Source organism: Catenuloplanes sp. NPDC051500, from assembly GCF_044454585.1.
Taxonomy (GTDB): domain Bacteria; phylum Actinomycetota; class Actinomycetes; order Mycobacteriales; family Micromonosporaceae; genus Catenuloplanes.
Genome location: NZ_JBITDX010000010.1, coordinates 26,206 through 43,022 on the forward strand (window position 1 = coordinate 26,206; position 16,817 = coordinate 43,022).

General features: G+C 70.7%; 17 protein-coding genes. 14 read left to right on the top strand and 3 right to left on the bottom strand.

All coding sequences use genetic code 11. The features are described from left to right. Positions 1-4: 4 nt before the first annotated feature. The 4 genes from ACIA8K_RS21175 to ACIA8K_RS21190 are packed head-to-tail and all read left to right on the top strand — an operon-like array spanning position 5 to position 3,973. Positions 5-1,216: a glycosyltransferase family 87 protein gene (locus ACIA8K_RS21175; RefSeq protein ID WP_396061726.1), complete on the top strand. Its 1,212-nt coding sequence runs from the start codon at positions 5-7 to the stop codon at positions 1,214-1,216. A gap of 34 nt (positions 1,217-1,250) precedes the next feature. Further along, the gene (locus ACIA8K_RS21180; RefSeq protein WP_396061729.1) at positions 1,251-2,516 is read left to right on the top strand and encodes a winged helix-turn-helix domain-containing protein; all 1,266 of its coding nucleotides are present in this window, start codon (positions 1,251-1,253) and stop codon (positions 2,514-2,516) included. Positions 2,517-2,567: 51 nt separating this feature from the next. Beyond that, positions 2,568-3,284 carry a histidine kinase gene (locus ACIA8K_RS21185; RefSeq protein ID WP_396061732.1) on the top strand — a complete coding sequence of 239 codons (717 nt, stop codon included), beginning with the start codon at positions 2,568-2,570 and terminating at the stop codon, positions 3,282-3,284. Then, complete coding sequence (locus ACIA8K_RS21190; RefSeq protein WP_396061735.1) at positions 3,191-3,973, top strand: sensor histidine kinase; 783 nt, start codon at positions 3,191-3,193, stop codon at positions 3,971-3,973. Before ACIA8K_RS21185 ends, ACIA8K_RS21190 begins: the two co-directional genes overlap by 94 nt. A gap of 14 nt (positions 3,974-3,987) precedes the next feature. Here ACIA8K_RS21190 and ACIA8K_RS21195 read toward each other — a convergent pair whose 3' ends face one another. Next, a complete protein-coding gene (locus ACIA8K_RS21195) occupies positions 3,988-4,404 on the bottom strand; it encodes a phosphatase PAP2 family protein (RefSeq protein WP_396061738.1) in 417 nt (138 codons plus the stop codon). Positions 4,405-4,544: 140 nt separating this feature from the next. Here ACIA8K_RS21195 and ACIA8K_RS21200 point away from each other — a divergent pair, with 140 nt between their 5' ends. The 10 genes from ACIA8K_RS21200 to ACIA8K_RS21245 all read left to right on the top strand — a co-directional run bounded on the left by ACIA8K_RS21200 (position 4,545) and on the right by ACIA8K_RS21245 (position 15,564). Next, positions 4,545-5,072: a DUF2752 domain-containing protein gene (locus tag ACIA8K_RS21200; RefSeq protein WP_396061741.1), complete on the top strand. Its 528-nt coding sequence runs from the start codon at positions 4,545-4,547 to the stop codon at positions 5,070-5,072. Between the two features lie 33 nt (positions 5,073-5,105). Further along, positions 5,106-5,858, top strand: coding sequence for an FAD-dependent thymidylate synthase (thyX, locus tag ACIA8K_RS21205; RefSeq protein ID WP_396061744.1), 753 nt, complete (start codon positions 5,106-5,108; stop codon positions 5,856-5,858). A gap of 160 nt (positions 5,859-6,018) precedes the next feature. Beyond that, positions 6,019-6,945: a 4-hydroxy-tetrahydrodipicolinate synthase gene (gene dapA, locus ACIA8K_RS21210; RefSeq protein ID WP_396061747.1), complete on the top strand. Its 927-nt coding sequence runs from the start codon at positions 6,019-6,021 to the stop codon at positions 6,943-6,945. Between the two features lie 68 nt (positions 6,946-7,013). Further along, positions 7,014-8,696, top strand: coding sequence for a ribonuclease J (locus ACIA8K_RS21215; protein WP_396061749.1), 1,683 nt, complete (start codon positions 7,014-7,016; stop codon positions 8,694-8,696). Positions 8,697-9,088: 392 nt separating this feature from the next. Continuing rightward, positions 9,089-10,021: a helix-turn-helix domain-containing protein gene (locus tag ACIA8K_RS21220; RefSeq protein WP_396061751.1), complete on the top strand. Its 933-nt coding sequence runs from the start codon at positions 9,089-9,091 to the stop codon at positions 10,019-10,021. A 42-nt stretch (positions 10,022-10,063) separates the two neighbouring features. Further along, positions 10,064-10,255: a DUF397 domain-containing protein gene (locus ACIA8K_RS21225; protein ID WP_396061754.1), complete on the top strand. Its 192-nt coding sequence runs from the start codon at positions 10,064-10,066 to the stop codon at positions 10,253-10,255. 95 nt (positions 10,256-10,350) lie between these two features. After that, positions 10,351-10,566, top strand: a complete 216-nt coding sequence (locus ACIA8K_RS21230) for a DUF397 domain-containing protein (RefSeq protein WP_396061757.1) — start codon at positions 10,351-10,353, stop codon at positions 10,564-10,566. A 182-nt stretch (positions 10,567-10,748) separates the two neighbouring features. Next, positions 10,749-12,320 (top strand): S1 family peptidase, encoded by a 1,572-nt coding sequence (locus tag ACIA8K_RS21235; protein ID WP_396061760.1) that lies wholly within the window; start codon positions 10,749-10,751, stop codon positions 12,318-12,320. Between the two features lie 214 nt (positions 12,321-12,534). Further along, entirely contained in the window at positions 12,535-12,903 is a 369-nt protein-coding gene (locus ACIA8K_RS21240) for a DUF2784 domain-containing protein (protein ID WP_396061762.1), read from the top strand. Positions 12,904-13,008: 105 nt separating this feature from the next. After that, entirely contained in the window at positions 13,009-15,564 is a 2,556-nt protein-coding gene (locus ACIA8K_RS21245; RefSeq protein ID WP_396061765.1) for a DNA translocase FtsK 4TM domain-containing protein, read from the top strand. On the opposite strand, the gene ACIA8K_RS21250 is transcribed toward ACIA8K_RS21245, so the two are convergent. Together ACIA8K_RS21250 and ACIA8K_RS21255 are read right to left on the bottom strand one after the other, a co-directional pair. Then, positions 15,518-16,084, bottom strand: a complete 567-nt coding sequence (locus ACIA8K_RS21250; RefSeq protein WP_396061768.1) for a DUF3291 domain-containing protein — start codon at positions 16,082-16,084, stop codon at positions 15,518-15,520. The genes ACIA8K_RS21245 and ACIA8K_RS21250 overlap by 47 nt on opposite strands. 32 nt (positions 16,085-16,116) lie before the next feature. Beyond that, positions 16,117-16,776 carry a helix-turn-helix transcriptional regulator gene (locus tag ACIA8K_RS21255; protein WP_396061771.1) on the bottom strand — a complete coding sequence of 220 codons (660 nt, stop codon included), beginning with the start codon at positions 16,774-16,776 and terminating at the stop codon, positions 16,117-16,119. Positions 16,777-16,817: the final 41 nt, after the last annotated feature.

The following is a 16,817-nucleotide window of genomic DNA, read 5'->3' on the forward strand; positions in this document are numbered from 1 at the left end:
TCCGATGCGGACGCTCTGGCGGGTTGCCGCCGTGGTGGTGCTCGCAGTCGCCGTCGGCGCCTTTGACCTGCTCACCAGCGAGCGGCACGGCTTCTTCGACCTGAAGGTGTACTGGGGTGCGCTGAATTACTGGTCGAATCACGGCGGCATGATCTACGACTACCTGAACCCGAACACGCTGTACGGGTTCACGTACCCACCGTTCGCCGCTCTGGTGATGCTGCCGATGGCCTGGGTCGAGTGGCCCACCGCGATCAAGATCAGCGTGGTGCTGACAGTGTTCGTGTCCGCCGTGCTTGTCTGGTGGATGGCCAAGCCGATCGCTCGGAGCAAGGGCTGGTCGTCCTGGTTCACGTTCGCGATCGCGGCCTGCATGGTCGCGGCGTTCGAGCCGATGCGCGAGACGGTGAACTTCGGCCAGGTCAACATGCTGCTGCTGTTCCTGGTCGCGGCCGATGTGCTGTTCCTGCTGGCTCGCCGCAGTCCGTGGGCCGGCGTCGGCATCGGCCTGGCCACCGCGATCAAGCTGACACCAGGCGTGTTCATCATCTACCTGCTTGTCACGAAGCGCTGGCGGGCCGCGATCACCTCGATGGCCACGGCCGCGGGCGTGACGCTGATCGCCGGCCTGATCGCGCCGAACGCGACACGCGAGTTCTGGACGTCCGCGCTGTTCGACACGGACCGGGTCGGCCTGCTCAGCTTCATCTCGAACCAGTCGATCCAGGGCGTGGTCGCCCGGGTGGCCCGTGCGGACATGAAGCCGGTCTGGGCCGTGCTGGTCGTGGTCACGCTTGTCTTCTGGGGGTGGCGCAGCCGCAAGGCGGCCGACGCCGGGGACGAGCGCGCGGGCCTGGCACTGACCGCTGTGGTCGGCTGTCTGATCAGCCCGGTCACCTGGGTGCACCACCTGGTCTGGCTGCTTCCCGCGCTGTTCCTGGTGGCCGGCGCCGGCTTCCGGGAGACCGGCCGCCGCAAGTGGGTGCTGCTCGCGACCGCGTTCGTGAGCTGGGCGATCCTCTGCAGCCGGCTGGTCTGGCTGTGGCGGTGGGACAACAGCGGGTGGCTGGCGTTCCTGTTCGGCAGCTCGTACGTGTGGATCAGCATCCTGCTGCTGTTCCTGATCCCGATCGAGGCCACCGCGAAGACCGAAGAGCCCAAGACCGACGACCAGGCCGAGGGTACGGAGAAGAGCAGTCCCTCCCTGGTCGCCTAGAACTGTCGGGTATTGCCGGTAGCGTGCCCCCTCGATGGCACTCTCCGACGAACTCTCGATCGCCCAGGCACGGCGGGTCACGCTCGCCGCCCAGGGCTTCACCGACCCCGCTCCGGGCGGGGCGGTGACCATGCGGCACCTGCGGCGCGTGCTCGGCCGGGTCGGTCTGCTCCAGATCGACTCGGTCAACGTGCTCCAGCGCGCGCACTATCTGCCGCTCTACAGCCGGCTCGGGCCGTACCCGACGGACCTGCTTGACCGCGCCTCCGCCCGTGCCCCCCGTGCGCTCTTCGAGTACTGGGGGCACGAGGCGTCGCTGATCCCGGTCGAGCTGCACCCCGCTCTGCGCTGGCGGATGGAGGCGGCGCACACGTCCGCCTGGGGCGGCATGCGGCGCATCGCGCAGGAGCAGCCCGCGCTTGTCGCCTGGGTGCTCGACGAGGTCCGCACCCGCGGCCCGATCACCGCCGCCGAGATCGAGCACGACGCCCCGCGCGAGACCGGAAACTGGGGGTGGAACTGGTCGGTGGTCAAGCGCGCGCTGGAGTGGCTGTTCTGGACCGGCGAGGTCACCGCTGCCGGCCGCAACTCCGCGTTCGCCCGCCTCTACGACCTGCCGGAACGGGTGCTGCCCGCCTCGGTGACGGCCGCCCCCGCGCTCACCGACGCGGACGCGCACCGGCAGTTGGTCGCGATCTCCGCCCGCGCGCTCGGGGTGGCCGCCGAGCCGGAGCTGCGCGACTACTTCCGGCTTCCGGTCGCCGGCGCCCGCCGGGCCGTCGCGGAGCTGGTCGAGGACGGCACGCTCCGGCCGGTCTCGGTGCAGGGGTGGAACCGGCCCGCCTACCTGCACGTGGACGCCCGCCTGCCCCGCCGGGTGCCGGCCAGCACGCTTGTCAGCCCGTTCGACCCGCTGGTCTGGGAGCGGGCCCGGGCGGAGCGGCTGTTCGGGTTCACCTACCGGATCGAGATCTACGTGCCGGCCCCGCAACGGCTGTACGGGTACTACGTCCTCCCGTTCCTGCACGGCGAGCGCTTCGCCGCCCGGGTCGACCTGAAGGCGGACCGCAAGGCGGGCGTGCTCCGCGTGCCGGCCGCCTGGCGCGAGCCCGACGTGGACGAGGCGGAGACCGCTGTCGCACTCGCGGCCGAGCTGCGCAGGCTTGCCGGGTGGCTCGGGCTTGCGGAGGTGGCGTTCCCGGATCGTGGCGACCTGGCCGGGGCGCTGTCCGACGCGCTCGAATCCGAGCCCGCCGCAGGCCCGGTCCCCGCCGTCGCCGGCGGTGCCGCGGCGGACTGAACCCGTCCGCACGCCTCATCGCCGGCCGCGCCGATCGATACGCTGCGCGGCATGAGATGGGTGATGCGGATCGGCGCCGGGCTGGCCGTCTGCGCGCCGCTGGCGTTGCTGCCCGGCCCGTTCCCGTGGGCGACGCCGGCCGCGGGCGCCGTGATCGCTGTGGCACTCGCGGCCGGACGGCGATATCCGCTGCTCACCGCGCTTGTCGTGTTGGCGGTGAGCGCGGCGGACCTGCGGCTCCTGCCCGCGGTCATGGTCCTGTTCTGGCAGGCCGGGCTCCGCGAATCTGACCCCGGGACGGGGAGACGGCGCGAGGTGGCCGGCTTCGCCCTCGCGGTGGCCGCCGGCATCTCGCTCGTCACGATGCAGGGCGCCGGGCCGTACACCTGGCTGCTCTGGATCCTGGTCGTGGTGCTGTGCGGGGTCGCGCCGATGCTTGCCGGGGGCTACCTGCGGTTACGCGGTGAGCTGGAGCGGTCCGGCTGGGAGCGCGCGGCCCGGCTGGAACGCGAGCGTCACCTGGTGTCCGCCCGGGCGCGCGCGTCCGAGCGGGCCCGGATCGCGCGCGAGATGCACGACTCACTCGGCCACGAACTGAGCCTGATCGCGCTGCGCGCGGGGGCGCTTGAGCTGGCGGCGGCCTCGATCCCCGGCAGCGCGCGGCCGCGTCCGAGGTGCGGGCGGGCGTCAGCACGGCGGCGGAGCGACTCGCGGAGATCGTCGGACTGCTCTGGGCGGAGGAGCCGGAGCGGCGCATCGAGGAGTTGATCGTGCGCGCCACCGACGCGGGGATGGCTGTCACGCTGTCGGTCGAGGACGAACCGGTCGCTTACGAGGCGGCGCACGCGGTGGTCCGGGAGGCGCTCACCAACGCGGCCAAGCACGCGCCCGGCGCGTCCGTCGAGGTGCTGCTCCTCCGCGACTCCGTGGTGGTCCGGAACACGCCGCCGCCGGTCCCGCCCGCCCCGGCCTCCGGCACCGGCCACGGGCTCGCCGGGCTGCGGGAGCGGGTCGGCGATCTGCGCGCCGGGCCGACCCCGGACGGCGGCTTCGAGGTCGTCGCCCGGCTGCCCGCTCCCGCCGATCCGCCGGGGAGCCCGGCCACCGCCCTGCACCACCGCACCAGCCGCGGCCGCACGCTCGCGGTCGGCGCCCCCGCCGGGCTCGTGTTGGCCGTCGTCGGCACGCTGATGGCGCTCTACGCCTATGACAGCGGCACCTCCCGGCTCGCCCCGGCCCAGTTCCGCGCGCTCCCGCTCGGCGCCGCCCGTGCGGACCTGGCGGAGTTGCTGCCGTCCCGCGAGGTCCCCGAGCGCCGCGACCGGGCCGGGCCGGCCGGGACCGACTGCGAGTACTACCGTTCGTCCGCCGGCCCGTTCCCGCGGCCGTTCGACGTCTACCGGCTCTGCTTCCGGGACGGCACGCTTGTCGCCAAGGACGTCCTGCCACCCGAATGAGAGGCGACGCGTGATCAGGGTGCTGCGCCCCACCGCCGGGACAGCAGCAGGATCGCGACGCCAAGCGCGCCCGCGACGGTGGCGTGATTGCTCGGGAAGGACCAGTCGCCGGGCGGCGGGCAGTCCGACGCGATGATCCGCACGTCAGGGAAGGTGCGGCATGGCCGGTCCGCGTCCAGATAGGTCTTGGACCACTCGCTCAGGCCGTAGGAGATCACCACCGCGGCCGCGAGGACCAGGTCTCGCAGCCGCCCGCGCCGGGAGCGCACCAGCAGCACGGCGAACCCGGCCGCGAGCCCGATCAGGCCGAGCTCGGTGAAGTGCTTCATGAAGATCTGAAACACCACCGGGGTACGCCCGGCGAGCGCGACCACGTGCAGATACCACTCGCCGGAGATGTCGGGAACCTGGTGAATTTGATCAGTTCGCACCAGGTCGACGGTAGGCATCCGGGCGGGCCGGGCCATCCGACGATGGTCAGGACACACCCCCGACTTTCGTCAGGGGTTTCCGGGCCGTTGTACGTTGGGACCGGTCCGGCGCGGGTGCCGGGTGAGACAGGGAGACAGCGATGACCGTCGAGCCGCCACCGGCGAATGCGACGTCCACCGAGCCGTACCCTCCCTACCCCGCCTACCCGCCCCCTCCGCCGCCGGATCGGCTCACCCGCTTCTTCCTGCGGATCCAGACCGGGACACCGCGCTGGCTGGCCCCGCTGGGCGTGCTCGGCTGCGTGGCGGCCGCGTCCGGTTACGTGCTGTGGGCCGACCCGGCCGCCGCGGATGCGAACGCGCAGCCGACCTGCCTGGTGAAGTTCCTGACCGGGTTCGACTGTCCGGGCTGCGGCGGAACGCGTGCGGTCTGGTACATGCTGCACGGCGATCTCCCGGCCGCGGCCCGGCACCACGCGCTGCTGCTCTTCGTGGCCCCGTTCATCGCGTACCTCTACGTAGCCTGGGCCGGGAAGGCCTGGTTCGGTTGGCGTCTGCCCAGCTGGGAGCCGTCCTCCAAGGCGCTGCTCTGGTTCCTCGGAGCCTGGGGGATCTTCTCGGTGCTGCGCAATCTACCCTGGGAACCCTTTACCTGGTTTTTCGTTTGACCCAGTAGTTCATGCAAAGTCGTAGGGGGCCCCATGGCGGAGATCGCGCCGCAACAGGTACAGCTGATCGCGTGGACGCAGTTCCAGGCGCCCGAGGGCGTGGCGTGGTCGACGGACGCCGAGGGCGGTTCGGCGCTTGCCGAGTTCGCGGGCCGCGCCTGCTACCAGTCGTGGAAGAAGCCGAACCCGAAGACCGCCACGAACGCGGGCTACCTGGAGCACATCCTGGAGACCGGGCACTTCTCGGTGCTCGAGCACGGCTCGGTCAGCTTCTACTTCAGCGGCATCTCCCGGTCGCTCACCCACGAGCTGATCCGGCACCGTCACTTCTCCTACTCGCAGCTCTCCCAGCGGTACGTCCCGGAGCGCGACGCCGCGTTCGTCGAGCCGGACGTGATCGCGGCCGACCCGCAGCTGCACGCCCTGTTCGAGAAGGCGGCCGACGCCAGCCTCGCGGCCTACACCGAGCTGCTTGAGGGTCTGGAGGCGACGTTCGCCGACGTGGAGAGCCCGACGCTGCGCCGTAAGCAGGCCCGCCAGGCCGCCCGCGCGATCCTGCCGAACGCGACCGAGACGCGCATCGTGGTGACCGGTAACTACCGGGCGTGGCGGCACTTCATCGCGCTGCGGGCCACCGAGGCGGCGGACGTGGAGATCCGCGAACTGGCCGTCGAGTGCCTGCGCCGGCTGCAGGAGGTCGCGCCGAACGTGTTCGGTGACTTCACCATCAGCACGTTGCCGGACGGTTCCGAGGTCGCGGCCAGCCCGCACGCGGAACGTTCCTGAGAATTTTCGGCTTTTTGGGATCGCCCCGGCCTGATGGTTTGTGGCCGGGGCGGCGGCCGGGCGAAAGAAGCGTCCTCCCGTACCCTCGTGGGTTGAAAAGCGCGGCCCGGAGGCGACGAGGGCGTAAGGCCGGTCCGCGGCCGTCCGCTAGGTTGTGTGCATGACGCACGACCAGAGTGCCGCCCGCGGGTCCGACGCCCGGCGGCCATTCGGACGAGTTATCACGGCCATGGTGACGCCGTTCCGCCCGGACGGCTCGCTCGACGCGGTTGGCGCGCAGAAGCTCGCCGTGCACCTGGTCGATGTGCAGCGCAACGACGCGCTGGTGCTCAGCGGCACCGGCGGCGAGTCCCCGACCACGACCGAGGCGGAGAAGGAGACGCTGATCCGGCTCGTGCGCGAGGCGATCGGCGACCGCGCCCAGATCATCGCCGGTGTCGGGACGAACGACACCGCGCACACCGTGGAGCTGGCCCGTGCCGCCGAGAAGGCCGGCGCGGACGGTCTGCTGGTCGTGACGCCGTACTACAACCGGCCGCCGCAGTCCGGCCTGGTCCGGCACTTCACCACGGTGGCCGACGCGACAGGGCTGCCGGTGATGCTCTACGACATCCCGCACCGGGCCGGCATACCGATCGCGACCGAGACGCTGATCCGCGTCGCCGGGCACGCGAACATCGTGGCCGTGAAGGACGCGAAGGGCGATCTGTTCGCGAGCTCCGAGGTGATGGCCCGGACCGGCCTGGCGTACTACAGCGGTGAGGACGCGGCGACGCTGCCCTGGCTGTCGATCGGCGCGGCGGGAGTGGTCGGCACGTCCACCCACTTCGTCGGGCCGCAGACGCAGGAGCTGATCGCGGCGTTCGAGCGCGGCGACGTCGCCGAGGCGCTCCGGCTGCACCGGCAGCTGCTGCCGATCTATACAGGCATCTTCCGCACCGCGGGCACCATTCTGGTCAAGGCCGGGCTCAACGCCCAGGGCCTGCCGGCCGGTCCGGTGCGATCGCCGCTTGTGGATGCCACAGATGACGAGACGGCGCAGCTGCGCGCCGATTGCCTGGCCGCTGGCGTGGAGCTCGCGGCATGATGAACGCACCGAGGTGATTGCATGACGCAACGTACAACCCTGTTCGCTCGGCACCGGGTGGTGACGGGGTGAGCGACGAGACCGCCGTTCACGTGCCGCCGCTGCCCAAGGGCGCTCTCCGGGTGCTTCCGCTGGGCGGGCTGGGCGCGATCGGGCGCAACATGACCGTCTTCGAGTACGACGGCAAGCTGCTCATAGTCGACTGCGGGGTGCTCTTCCCCGACGTGGACCAGCCCGGCGTGGACCTGATCCTGCCGGACTTCTCACCGATCCTGGATCGGCTTGCCGACGTGCAGGCCATCGTGCTCACTCACGGGCACGAGGACCACATCGGCGCGGTGCCGTACCTGCTCGCCCACAAGAAGGACATTCCGCTCGTCGGGTCGCAGTTCACGCTGGCACTCGTCGAGGCGAAGCTGGCCGAGCGGCGGATCGACCCGTACACGCTTACCGTGAAGGAGGGCCGGAGCGAGAAGCTCGGGCCGTTCGACTGCGAGTTCTTCGCGGTCAACCACTCCATCCCGGACGCGCTTGCGGTCGCGATCAAGACGCCGGCCGGCACCGTGCTGCACACCGGCGACTTCAAGATGGACCAGCTGCCGCTGGACGGCCGGATCACCGACCTGGCCGGGTTCGCACGGCTCGGCGCCGAGGGCGTCGACCTGCTGCTCTCCGACTCGACCAACGCGGAGATCCCCGGCTTCGTCTCCCCGGAGCGGGAGATCGGGCCGGTCATCGACTCGATCTTCGGCAAGGCGAAGGGCCGCATCATCGTGGCCAGCTTCGCCTCGCACGTGCACCGCGTCCAGCAGGTGCTCGACGGCGCGCGGGACCACGGCCGCAAGGTCGCGTTCATCGGCCGCTCGATGGTGCGGAACATGGGCATCGCCCGCGATCTCGGGCTGCTGCACATCCCGCCCGGCCTTGTCGTCGGCATGGACGAGGCGATGAACCTGCCGCCGGACGAGATCGTGCTGATGTCCACCGGCTCGCAGGGTGAGCCGATGAGCGCGCTCGGCCGGATGGCGACCGGCGACCACCGGCACGTCACGATCGAGACCGGTGACACGGTGGTGCTGGCCAGCTCGCTGGTTCCCGGCAACGAGACCTCGGTCTACCGGGTGATCAACAGGCTCTCCCGGGCCGGCGCCACCGTGATCCACAAGGAGGTCGCGCGCGTCCACGTGTCCGGCCACTCGCCCGCCGGTGAGCTGCTCTATCTGCTCAACGTGGTCAAGCCGCGCAACCTGATGCCGGTGCACGGCGAGTGGCGGCACCTGCGCGCCCACGGCCGTCTCGGCATCGAGTCCGGCATCGCGCCGGAGCACGTGGTGCTTGCCGAGGACGGCGACATCGTCGACCTGATCAACGGCCGGGCCCGGATCGTCGGCCACGCCGCGAACCGCTACGTCTACGTGGACGGCCTCGCGGTCGGCGACGTCAGCGAGTCGCTGCTCACCGAGCGGAAGGTGCTTGGCGACGGCGGCTTCATCGCGGCCACGGTCGTGGTCGACTCCGCCACCGGCAAGGTGGTCGGCGGACCGGCCATCTCCGCGAAGGGCTTCTCCGAGAACTCGGAGGCGTTCAACCCGGTGCTGCCGCTGATCACGGACGCGCTGAACCGGGCCGCGGGCGACGGCATCACCGACCCGCACCAGCTGCAGCAGATCGTGCGACGGGTGGTGGGCCGCTGGGTGAACGAGGCGTACCGCCGCCGCCCGATGATCGTCCCGAACGTGGTCGAGGTCTGACGATCCACCTCTGAAGCGCAACGGCCGGTGCGGGTACGCACCGGCCGTTGCGCTTTCCGCTATTTGCCATACCGCTGATAGACGTATGGCGATCACGGTGGGTAGCTGCTGTACTCGACGTCAGCGGGGGGAACCACCCTGGGGGGACGACCGGCGCCCGGCCTTCGCACAGGCCGGGTGCCGGTTGGGGGAGCTGCCTACCATGACCGTGTTCTACCGAGGCGCCGTGACGCTGTACGAGTCCGCCGACCTGCGCGAGTTCGGGCGGGTGCGGCGCGCGCTGGCCCGGGCGCGCACGTTCGGCGAGGGCTGAGACCGGTGCAGTCTGCGGTGTCCCTACCGGCCGTACGGCAGACACCGGCTTCGAGGCCGGCCGGCGTGGACACCGCGCCATGACCGCCCAGGACCCGCCGGCCGTGGCCCGCCGCCGGGTGCGGCTCGCGTTGCGCAACGCGCGGCAGCGGCAGAAGCTGACGCAACAGCAGGTGGCGGACGCGCTGGAGTGGTCGCTGTCCAAGGTGCAGCGGATCGAGAGCGGCGACGTGTCGGTCTCCACGACCGACCTGCGGGCCGCGCTTCTGCTGCTGGACGTGCGGGATCCGCGGCGGGTGGACCAGTTGGTCGAGGATGCGAAGGCGTCCCGGCGGCAGCGCTGGTGGACCCGCCCGGAGTACCGCGACCACCTGACCCCGGCGATGCTCCAACTCCTCCAGTTCGAGTCCGAGGCCACCGCCATCCGCGTCTTCCAGGCCACGCTGATTCCCGGGGTACTGCAGACGCCGGACTATGCGAATTGGATTTACAACTTCTGGTCGGGTGAGGACCCGGACGGCGAGGGCCTGAAGGTGCGTGTGGACTTGCGCGCCCATCGCCGGCAGATACTGTTCTCGATGCCTGATCCGCCCGAGTACCTGCTGGTTCTCGACGAGTCGGTCCTGCATCGGACCATCGGCGGCCCGTCCCTCTTCGCGGATCAGCTCGCGGCCGTCCTGAAATTTGTCCGTGATAGGCAGATTTCGGTGCGGATAATCCCTTTCACCGAGGGAGCCATCTCGGCAATGCTCGGCTCGTTCACCATCCTGGAGCTCGGCGACGAGGAGGACGTCTTCCTCTACCGGGAGGGCGGCTGGCTTCAGGACACGTTCGCGCACTCGGTCAAGGAGATCCGGCGGTATCGGGAGACCTTCGACCAGCTGTGGGCGGAGAGCTTCGACACCGAGGTCTCGGTCCGGCTGATCGAGGCGCGGATGGCGGAGTTGCGGGCCGAGGTCGGGCGGGAAAGCGTGTCGCGCCGTAAATCCCGCGGGACGGGATTTCCTTTGTAAAGATACCCTCGGCCCTTTTTGCGAATCCGAGGGGAAGTGACAATGAATTCTCAAATCCGATGGTTCAAGAGTTCCTACTGTGACACGGCGGCATGTGTGGAGATCAGTGTACTTCCCGGTGGTGCCGTGGGGTTGCGCGATGGAAAAGATCCGGACGGTGCCTTCCTTCGTTTCCCAATTGCGCGGTGGAATGCTTTCGCTGATCTTGTCAAACGGGACACATTGAGCCGCTGACAACTCCCAGTGATGGAGCGTGCCTGATTTCGGGTGCGCTCTATTGCTTTGAGTGAATAAATGGTTACATTCAGTGGCAGTGAAGGGAGGCTCAGATGAGTGCAGCCGATCCTGTCGACCTGCCCGAGCGGACCAGGCGCGAGTGGCGTAAGAGCAGGCGTTGTGACACCGCGTCCTGCGTGGAGGTCGCGTCCGCCGAGTCCGGCGTGTGGGTGCGCGATGAGACCGGTTCCGTGCTCGCCTTCTCCGGCGATGCCTGGCGGGCGTTCCTGGCGAAGGCGTGCGAAAGCAAGTTGACCAAGGTTCGTTGATCTCTATCGCGCGAAGTCGGCCGGATCGACCGACTGCTGTACGCAAGGTGGACAAAAGAGGTTCACCGAACGGTTGGTGACTTTTGCCACGATCGATCCTTTAATCCATGTCTGACCCCACCCCGTACTTCTCCCCGACGTCGCATCGGCGTCCGGCGGGGGAGTCAGGTAAGGAGATGACGATGGATCGAAGACGCGCAATCACCACGGCGGCGGTCATTGTCACGGCCGGAGCCACCGCCGCACTGACCTTTCCCGCGCTCGCCGACACCGTCGGGCGGGAGAAGCCGGCAGATGACGTCGCCGTCGACCAGGTCCTCGCCGAGCCGGAGGTGCTTGCCGCGCTCTCCCGCGACTTCGACCTGACCACGGAGCAGGCGACCGACCGCCTTGCCGCGGAGCGGGAGGCCACGGCCACGGTCCGGACCGTCAAGGCCGTGGCCGGCGCCGCCTGGGCCGGCGCGTGGCTGACCGGGGACGCGACGACGCTTACCATCGCGGTGACCGACCAGGGCCTGGCCGACCAGGTGCGGACGGCCGGCGCCGAGCCGAAGATCGTGCAACACAGTTCCGCCGCGCTCGACTCGGTCAAGGCCGCGCTGGACACGAACGCGGACAACGCCTCCGAGTCGATCCCCGGCTGGTACATCGACCCGGCCGCGAACGCCGTGGTGCTGCTCGCCCGGTCCGACGTCGCGGACGCGGAGGCCGCCGCGAAGGAGTTCGCGGCCGCCAGCGGCGTGGACGCGGCAGCGGTGCGCGTCGAGCGCAGCCAGGAGGCGCCGAAGCCGCTCTTCGACATCGTCGGCGGCGACGCGTTCACCATCGGCAACGCGCGCTGCTCGATCGGCTTCGCGGTCGTCGGCGGCTTCGTCACGGCAGGCCACTGCGGCCAGGCAGGTGCCGGCACCGACGGCGTGAACGGCGCCCCGCAGGGCGAGTTCAGCGTCTCCTCGTTCCCCGGCGACGACTTCGCGGTGGTGCGGACCAACGGGGACTGGACGCCTACCGCCTCCGTCAACGACTACAACGGCGGCGTGCTCCCGGTCGCCGGCGCCGACGTGGCCCCGGTCGGCGCGTCCATCTGCCGCTCCGGCTCCACGACCGGCCTGCACTGCGGCGAGGTCCAGGCGCTCAACGCCACGGTCAACTACGCCGAGGGCTCGGTCACCGGCCTCACCCGGACCAGCGTCTGCGCCGAGCCGGGCGACTCCGGCGGCTCGTTCATCTCCGGCAACCAGGCCCAGGGCGTCACCTCGGGCGGGTCCGGCGACTGCATAGTCGGCGGCGTCACGTTCTTCCAGCCGGTCGCGGAGATCCTCGAGAAGAACGACCTCACGCTCGTCACCGGCGGCAGCGGCGGCGGAGGCGGCACCCCACCTGTGACGCCGCCCGCCTCGTCCGCCTCCCCGTCCGCGCCCGCGTCGCCGCCCGCGGCCGAGCCCGCCTGTGCGACTGCCGGCAGCGTCGAGCGGTCCGGCACGCTGAGCCGCCCCGGCCAGCGCCGCGACGCGGTCCGCTTCCGGGCCCCGGCCGGCACCCACGCCGCCTGCCTCACCGCGCCCGCGGGCGCCGACTTCGACCTCTACCTGCAGCAGCAGGTGACCGGCGGGCGCTGGGTGACGGTGGCCCGCGCGGCCACCGACTCCGGCACCGAGACGATCTCCTTCGCGGGCGTGGCCGGCAACTACCGCTACCGGGTCGCCTCGGCCGCAGGAGCCGGCGACTTCGCGCTCCAGTTCGCGGTGAACTAGCGGTCACACAAACGTCGGTGCGAGGCGGTCAACGGGTCAGCCGCCTCGCACCGATTTCTCTTCAGCGCCGCGGGCCGGCCACCACCTCAAGATCAAGAGCTTTCAGATCGCTGTCCCGCCTCCGCGGTGGTCCGGTTCCGCGAGCTCCCGCGGCCACCGGATCCGTGGCCGGGCGCGGAAAGACCAAGACCCCATCGGGCGCTACCGTTGCGGCGTGGTCTACGAAGCGCTGGTGACGATCGTGCTGGGGCTGCATTTCGCGTTCCTCGCCTACCTGGCGCTCGGGGGCTATCTCGCCTGGCGGTGGCCGTGGACGATCTGGCTGCACCTGACCACCGCGGCGTGGGGAGTGCTTGTGGTGGCCGCGTCCCTGACCTGCCCGCTGACCACTCTGGAGCACCTGGCGCGCGAGCGGGCGGGCCAGCCGGTCTCGGACGCCGGGTTCATCGACCGCTACCTGGCCGGCGTCATCTATCCGGAGGACCACGTCTGGGCCGCGCGGATCGTGCTGGGCCTGGTGGTCGTGGTCTCCTGGGCCGGGCTCGCGGTGCGGTTGCGGCGCCGGTCCACACAGCCCGCCTGACAATCCGGGTCAAGCCGCAACATATCGGTGAGAGTGAGATCTCGAACCCGATGACACGCGCCGAATAGACCGGCCTTCCCGGCGCGTCGCAGTTACCGTGGCATCATGGCAGGTCGTACCTCTCCGGCGAAGCGGCGGACCACGCCCGCGGCACGGACGGGCACATCCTCCTCGTCGCGCACGCCGGCCCAGTCCCGTGCCCGCGCGGCCACGCCCCGGAAACGGGCCGCACCGCGTACCCGTGCCAGGAGCAGTTCCGGGGTCAACCCGCTCGCGCTCGCGGCGGGCACGCTCGGCGCACTGTGGATGGCCACGGCCGGCGCGGTCGGCTGGAGCGTGCGGCAGGTCGGGCGCGGCATCGGCGGCGCGCGGGACCTCGATCCGGCGCACCGGCGCGACGGCACCGGCTTCCTCATGCTCGGCCTGGCGATCGTGGTCGCGGTCGCGGTCTGGTTCGAGTCGGCCGGCCCGGTCGGCGCCTGGCTTGCGGACACCATCCGGCTCTTCTTCGGCGCGGTGTCGATAGCGATTCCACTGCTGCTGCTCTACAGCGCGATCCGGCTGATGCGTGAGCCCGTGGACCCGGCGCACCGGGGGAGCGGGCTGGTCGGCTGGACCGCGCTGATCGTGGCCGGCGACGGACTGCTCCATGTGGCACAGCGCCCGGTAAGCGATCAGCAGCTCGACTTCGCAGGCGGCCTGATCGGCTACGGCGTGGGTTCGCTGCTCGTCGCGGCCGTGACGCCGTGGGTGGCCGTACCCCTGCTGATCCTGCTCCTGCTCTTCGGTGTGCTTGTGGTCACGGCCACGCCGATCAACAAGATCCCGGAGCGGCTCGGCGACCTGGTCGAGGCGTTCGCCGGCCGGCCGCTCGGTGACCGCTCCCGCAACGACCTCGACGACGACGATCTGGACGACGACGAGCCCGAGGACGAGGAGGAGGCGCCGCGGCCCGCGCGTCGCCGTGCCGCCCGGCGCAAGGCCGCCGGTCACGCGGACTCGCCCGGCCCGGACGACGAGATGCCGCCCCCGCCGCCCGGGGACGACCTCGGCGAGCTGCTCGACGACATGCAGGAGACGGTCTCCCTCCCGAAGATCACCAAGACGAAGAAGGCGTCCGGCCGGCGGGTCGCGCCGGAGCACTCGTCCGCACCACCGCCGACCCGGGCCGAGCAGCTGGCGATCACCGCGATCGAGGGCGACTACCAGCTGCCGCCGCCGAACCTGCTTGTGGAGGGCGCGGCCGCGAAGAAGGCCAGCCGGGCAAACGAGGAGATCACCGCCGCGCTGGAGGGCGTGTTCGACCAGTTCGGCGTGGACGCTGAGGTCACCGGCTTCACCCGCGGGCCGACGGTCACCAGGTACGCGGTCGAGCTTGGCCGCGGCGTGAAGGTCGAGCGGATCACCCAGCTGTCCCGGAACATCGCCTACGCGGTGAAGTCGGCGGACGTGCGGATCCTCAGCCCGATCCCCGGCAAGTCCGCGGTCGGCGTGGAGATCCCGAACTCGGACCCGGAGAACGTGGCGCTCGGCGACGTGCTGCGCTCCTACAACGCCACCTCGGACCAGCACCCGATGCTCGCCGCGCTCGGCAAGGACATCGAGGGCGGCTTCGTGGTGGCGAACCTGGCCAAGATGCCGCACATCCTGATCGCGGGCGCGACCGGCGCCGGCAAGTCCTCCTGCCTGAACTCGCTGCTGGTGTCGATCCTGACGCGCGCCACGCCGGACGAGGTGCGGCTGCTGCTGATCGACCCGAAGCGCGTGGAGATGACCTCCTACGAGGGCATCCCGCACCTGGTCACGCCGATCGTCACCGACCCGAAGAAGGCGTCGACCGCGCTGGAGTGGGTCGTCGGCGAGATGGACATGCGCTACGACGACCTGGCCGCGAACGGCGTCCGGCACATCGACGACTTCAACCGCAAGGTCCGGTCCGGGGAGATCAAGGCCCCGCCCGGAGTGGAGCGCGAGCTGAAGCCGTACCCCTATCTGCTCGTGGTCGTGGACGAGCTGGCCGACCTGATGATGGTGGCGCCGCGCGACGTCGAGGACTCGATCGTGCGCATCACCCAGCTGGCCCGCGCGGCCGGCATCCACCTGGTGCTGGCCACCCAGCGGCCGTCGGTGGACGTGGTCACCGGCCTGATCAAGGCGAACGTGCCGTCCCGCCTCGCGTTCGCCACCTCATCGCTTGCCGACTCCCGGGTCATCCTGGACCAGCCGGGCGCGGAGAAGCTGCTCGGCCGCGGCGACGGGCTGTTCCTGCCGATGGGCGCGTCCAAGCCGACCCGCATCCAGGGGGCGTGGATCACCGAGGCCGAGATCGCCGCGGTGGTCAAGTTCTGCAAGGACCAGCGCGAGCCCGAGTTCCGCACGGACGTGACCACGCCGGTCGCCGACCCGAGGAAGCAGATCGACGAGGAGGTCGGCGACGACCTCGATCTGCTGCTCCAGGCGATCGAGCTGGTGGTGACCAGCCAGTTCGGCTCCACGTCCATGCTGCAGCGGAAGCTCCGCGTCGGCTTCGCCAAGGCGGGCCGGCTGATGGACCTGATGGAGTCGCGCGGGATCGTCGGGCCGTCCGAGGGCTCCAAGGCCCGGGACGTGCTGATCAAGCCGGACGAGCTTGAAGAGGCGATGGCGGCACTGCGGCCGTAGCCGTCTCCGGCGCAGTGGGCACGAGCGTCTCCGGCGCTGTGGGCACGAGCATCTCCGGCGCAGCGGACGCGGGCGCCTCCGGTGTGGGGAACGGCTGACGGAATGTGAACGCTTCAGGTGTCGGGCCGTGCTCGCCCAGTCTGCGGAGGCGGGTCACGCCCTCCTGCGGCGTGGGAATAGTGCCGGCCGGGATCCACCAGAGGACCAGCGAGGCGCGGTAGCCGAGCGAGACGAACCAGTCGTGGCGTCGGCGCAGGTAGTCGAGGTGCTCGCTCTGGTAGGTGAACGCCCGCAGCGCCTCAAGCGACTCCCAGACCGACAGGGTGGCGATGACGCCGTCGACCGGCGTGACAGTGGTGTTGCCGACCGGGCCGTCGGCCAGCCGCCAGACGAAGCCGGGGGAGCGGTCGGCGAGCGCGTTGATCGGGTCGAGGCCTGCCACGAATCCCGCGGTGGCCGGGTCGTCAAGCGGTGCCCGAAGTCTGGCGGCGTTGAAGTGCGCGAGATGAAAGGTCCCCATGGAGGTACCTCACCAGACGTGACCTTCTAGTGTCAATCAGTTTTGTTTTTAGAGAGGGTGACGCAGCATCGGCCGGGTGCGGCCTCCATCCGTGCTGACCAGACGTCGTCCAGGCCCGCGCCCTCCAGCAGCCCCTCGACAAGCGCCAGATTCATCCCGCAGATCAGTGGTGGGAACTGCTCGGCCAGCCGATGGAACGGACAGTTGCGCAGCTCGATCCGGGCGTCGTCCCCGACCGGCAGATAGCCGTGCGCGGTGAGCAGTGCGGCCGCGGAGGCCGGTGCGGCGGCGGAGGCCGGTGCGGAGGCGCGCCCGTGCGACCGGGCCACGTCGAAGAGCGCCGTGTCCGCGCGCGTCTGTTCCACCGTCTCGGCCAGCAGCTCCGCCGCGGTCCGGTAGGTGCGCGGGGGCACGCTCACCTCGTGCTGGGCCGCGGACGCCCGGTAGAGCTTCGCCGGCCGGCCCGCACCCGGCCCGGTACGGCCGGAGCGGCGTGCGTAGGTGACCTCGAGCAGGCCCGCGTCCACAAGCTTGTCCAGGTGGTGGGCCGCGAGCGTGCGGCCGACGTCGAGCGCGGCCGCGACCTCGTCCCGGCCGACAGGTGCGCCGCCCGCGGACACCACCTCGCGGTACGCCGCGCGCCGCACGCCGTCGGCAAGCGCGGCGACCGCGGTGAGATCCTCATCCTGCATCGCGCAATCGTATTGCCAACCGGCGTTGGTGTTAGGTGAAG

What these genes read in the sequence shown, in the direction of transcription:
- ACIA8K_RS21175 (WP_396061726.1), top strand. Translation starts at nt 5, where the DNA reads ATGCGGACGCTCTGGCGGGTTGCCGCCGTGGTGGTGCTCGCAGTCGCC.
- ACIA8K_RS21180 (WP_396061729.1), top strand. Translation starts at nt 1,251, where the DNA reads ATGGCACTCTCCGACGAACTCTCGATCGCCCAGGCACGGCGGGTCACG.
- ACIA8K_RS21185 (WP_396061732.1), top strand. Translation starts at nt 2,568, where the DNA reads ATGAGATGGGTGATGCGGATCGGCGCCGGGCTGGCCGTCTGCGCGCCG.
- ACIA8K_RS21200 (WP_396061741.1), top strand. Translation starts at nt 4,545, where the DNA reads ATGACCGTCGAGCCGCCACCGGCGAATGCGACGTCCACCGAGCCGTAC.
- thyX (WP_396061744.1), top strand. Translation starts at nt 5,106, where the DNA reads ATGGCGGAGATCGCGCCGCAACAGGTACAGCTGATCGCGTGGACGCAG.
- dapA (WP_396061747.1), top strand. Translation starts at nt 6,019, where the DNA reads ATGACGCACGACCAGAGTGCCGCCCGCGGGTCCGACGCCCGGCGGCCA.
- ACIA8K_RS21220 (WP_396061751.1), top strand. Translation starts at nt 9,089, where the DNA reads ATGACCGCCCAGGACCCGCCGGCCGTGGCCCGCCGCCGGGTGCGGCTC.
- ACIA8K_RS21225 (WP_396061754.1), top strand. Translation starts at nt 10,064, where the DNA reads ATGAATTCTCAAATCCGATGGTTCAAGAGTTCCTACTGTGACACGGCG.
- ACIA8K_RS21230 (WP_396061757.1), top strand. Translation starts at nt 10,351, where the DNA reads ATGAGTGCAGCCGATCCTGTCGACCTGCCCGAGCGGACCAGGCGCGAG.
- ACIA8K_RS21235 (WP_396061760.1), top strand. Translation starts at nt 10,749, where the DNA reads ATGGATCGAAGACGCGCAATCACCACGGCGGCGGTCATTGTCACGGCC.
- ACIA8K_RS21245 (WP_396061765.1), top strand. Translation starts at nt 13,009, where the DNA reads ATGGCAGGTCGTACCTCTCCGGCGAAGCGGCGGACCACGCCCGCGGCA.
- ACIA8K_RS21250 (WP_396061768.1), bottom strand. Translation starts at nt 16,084, where the DNA reads ATGGGGACCTTTCATCTCGCGCACTTCAACGCCGCCAGACTTCGGGCA.
- ACIA8K_RS21255 (WP_396061771.1), bottom strand. Translation starts at nt 16,776, where the DNA reads ATGCAGGATGAGGATCTCACCGCGGTCGCCGCGCTTGCCGACGGCGTG.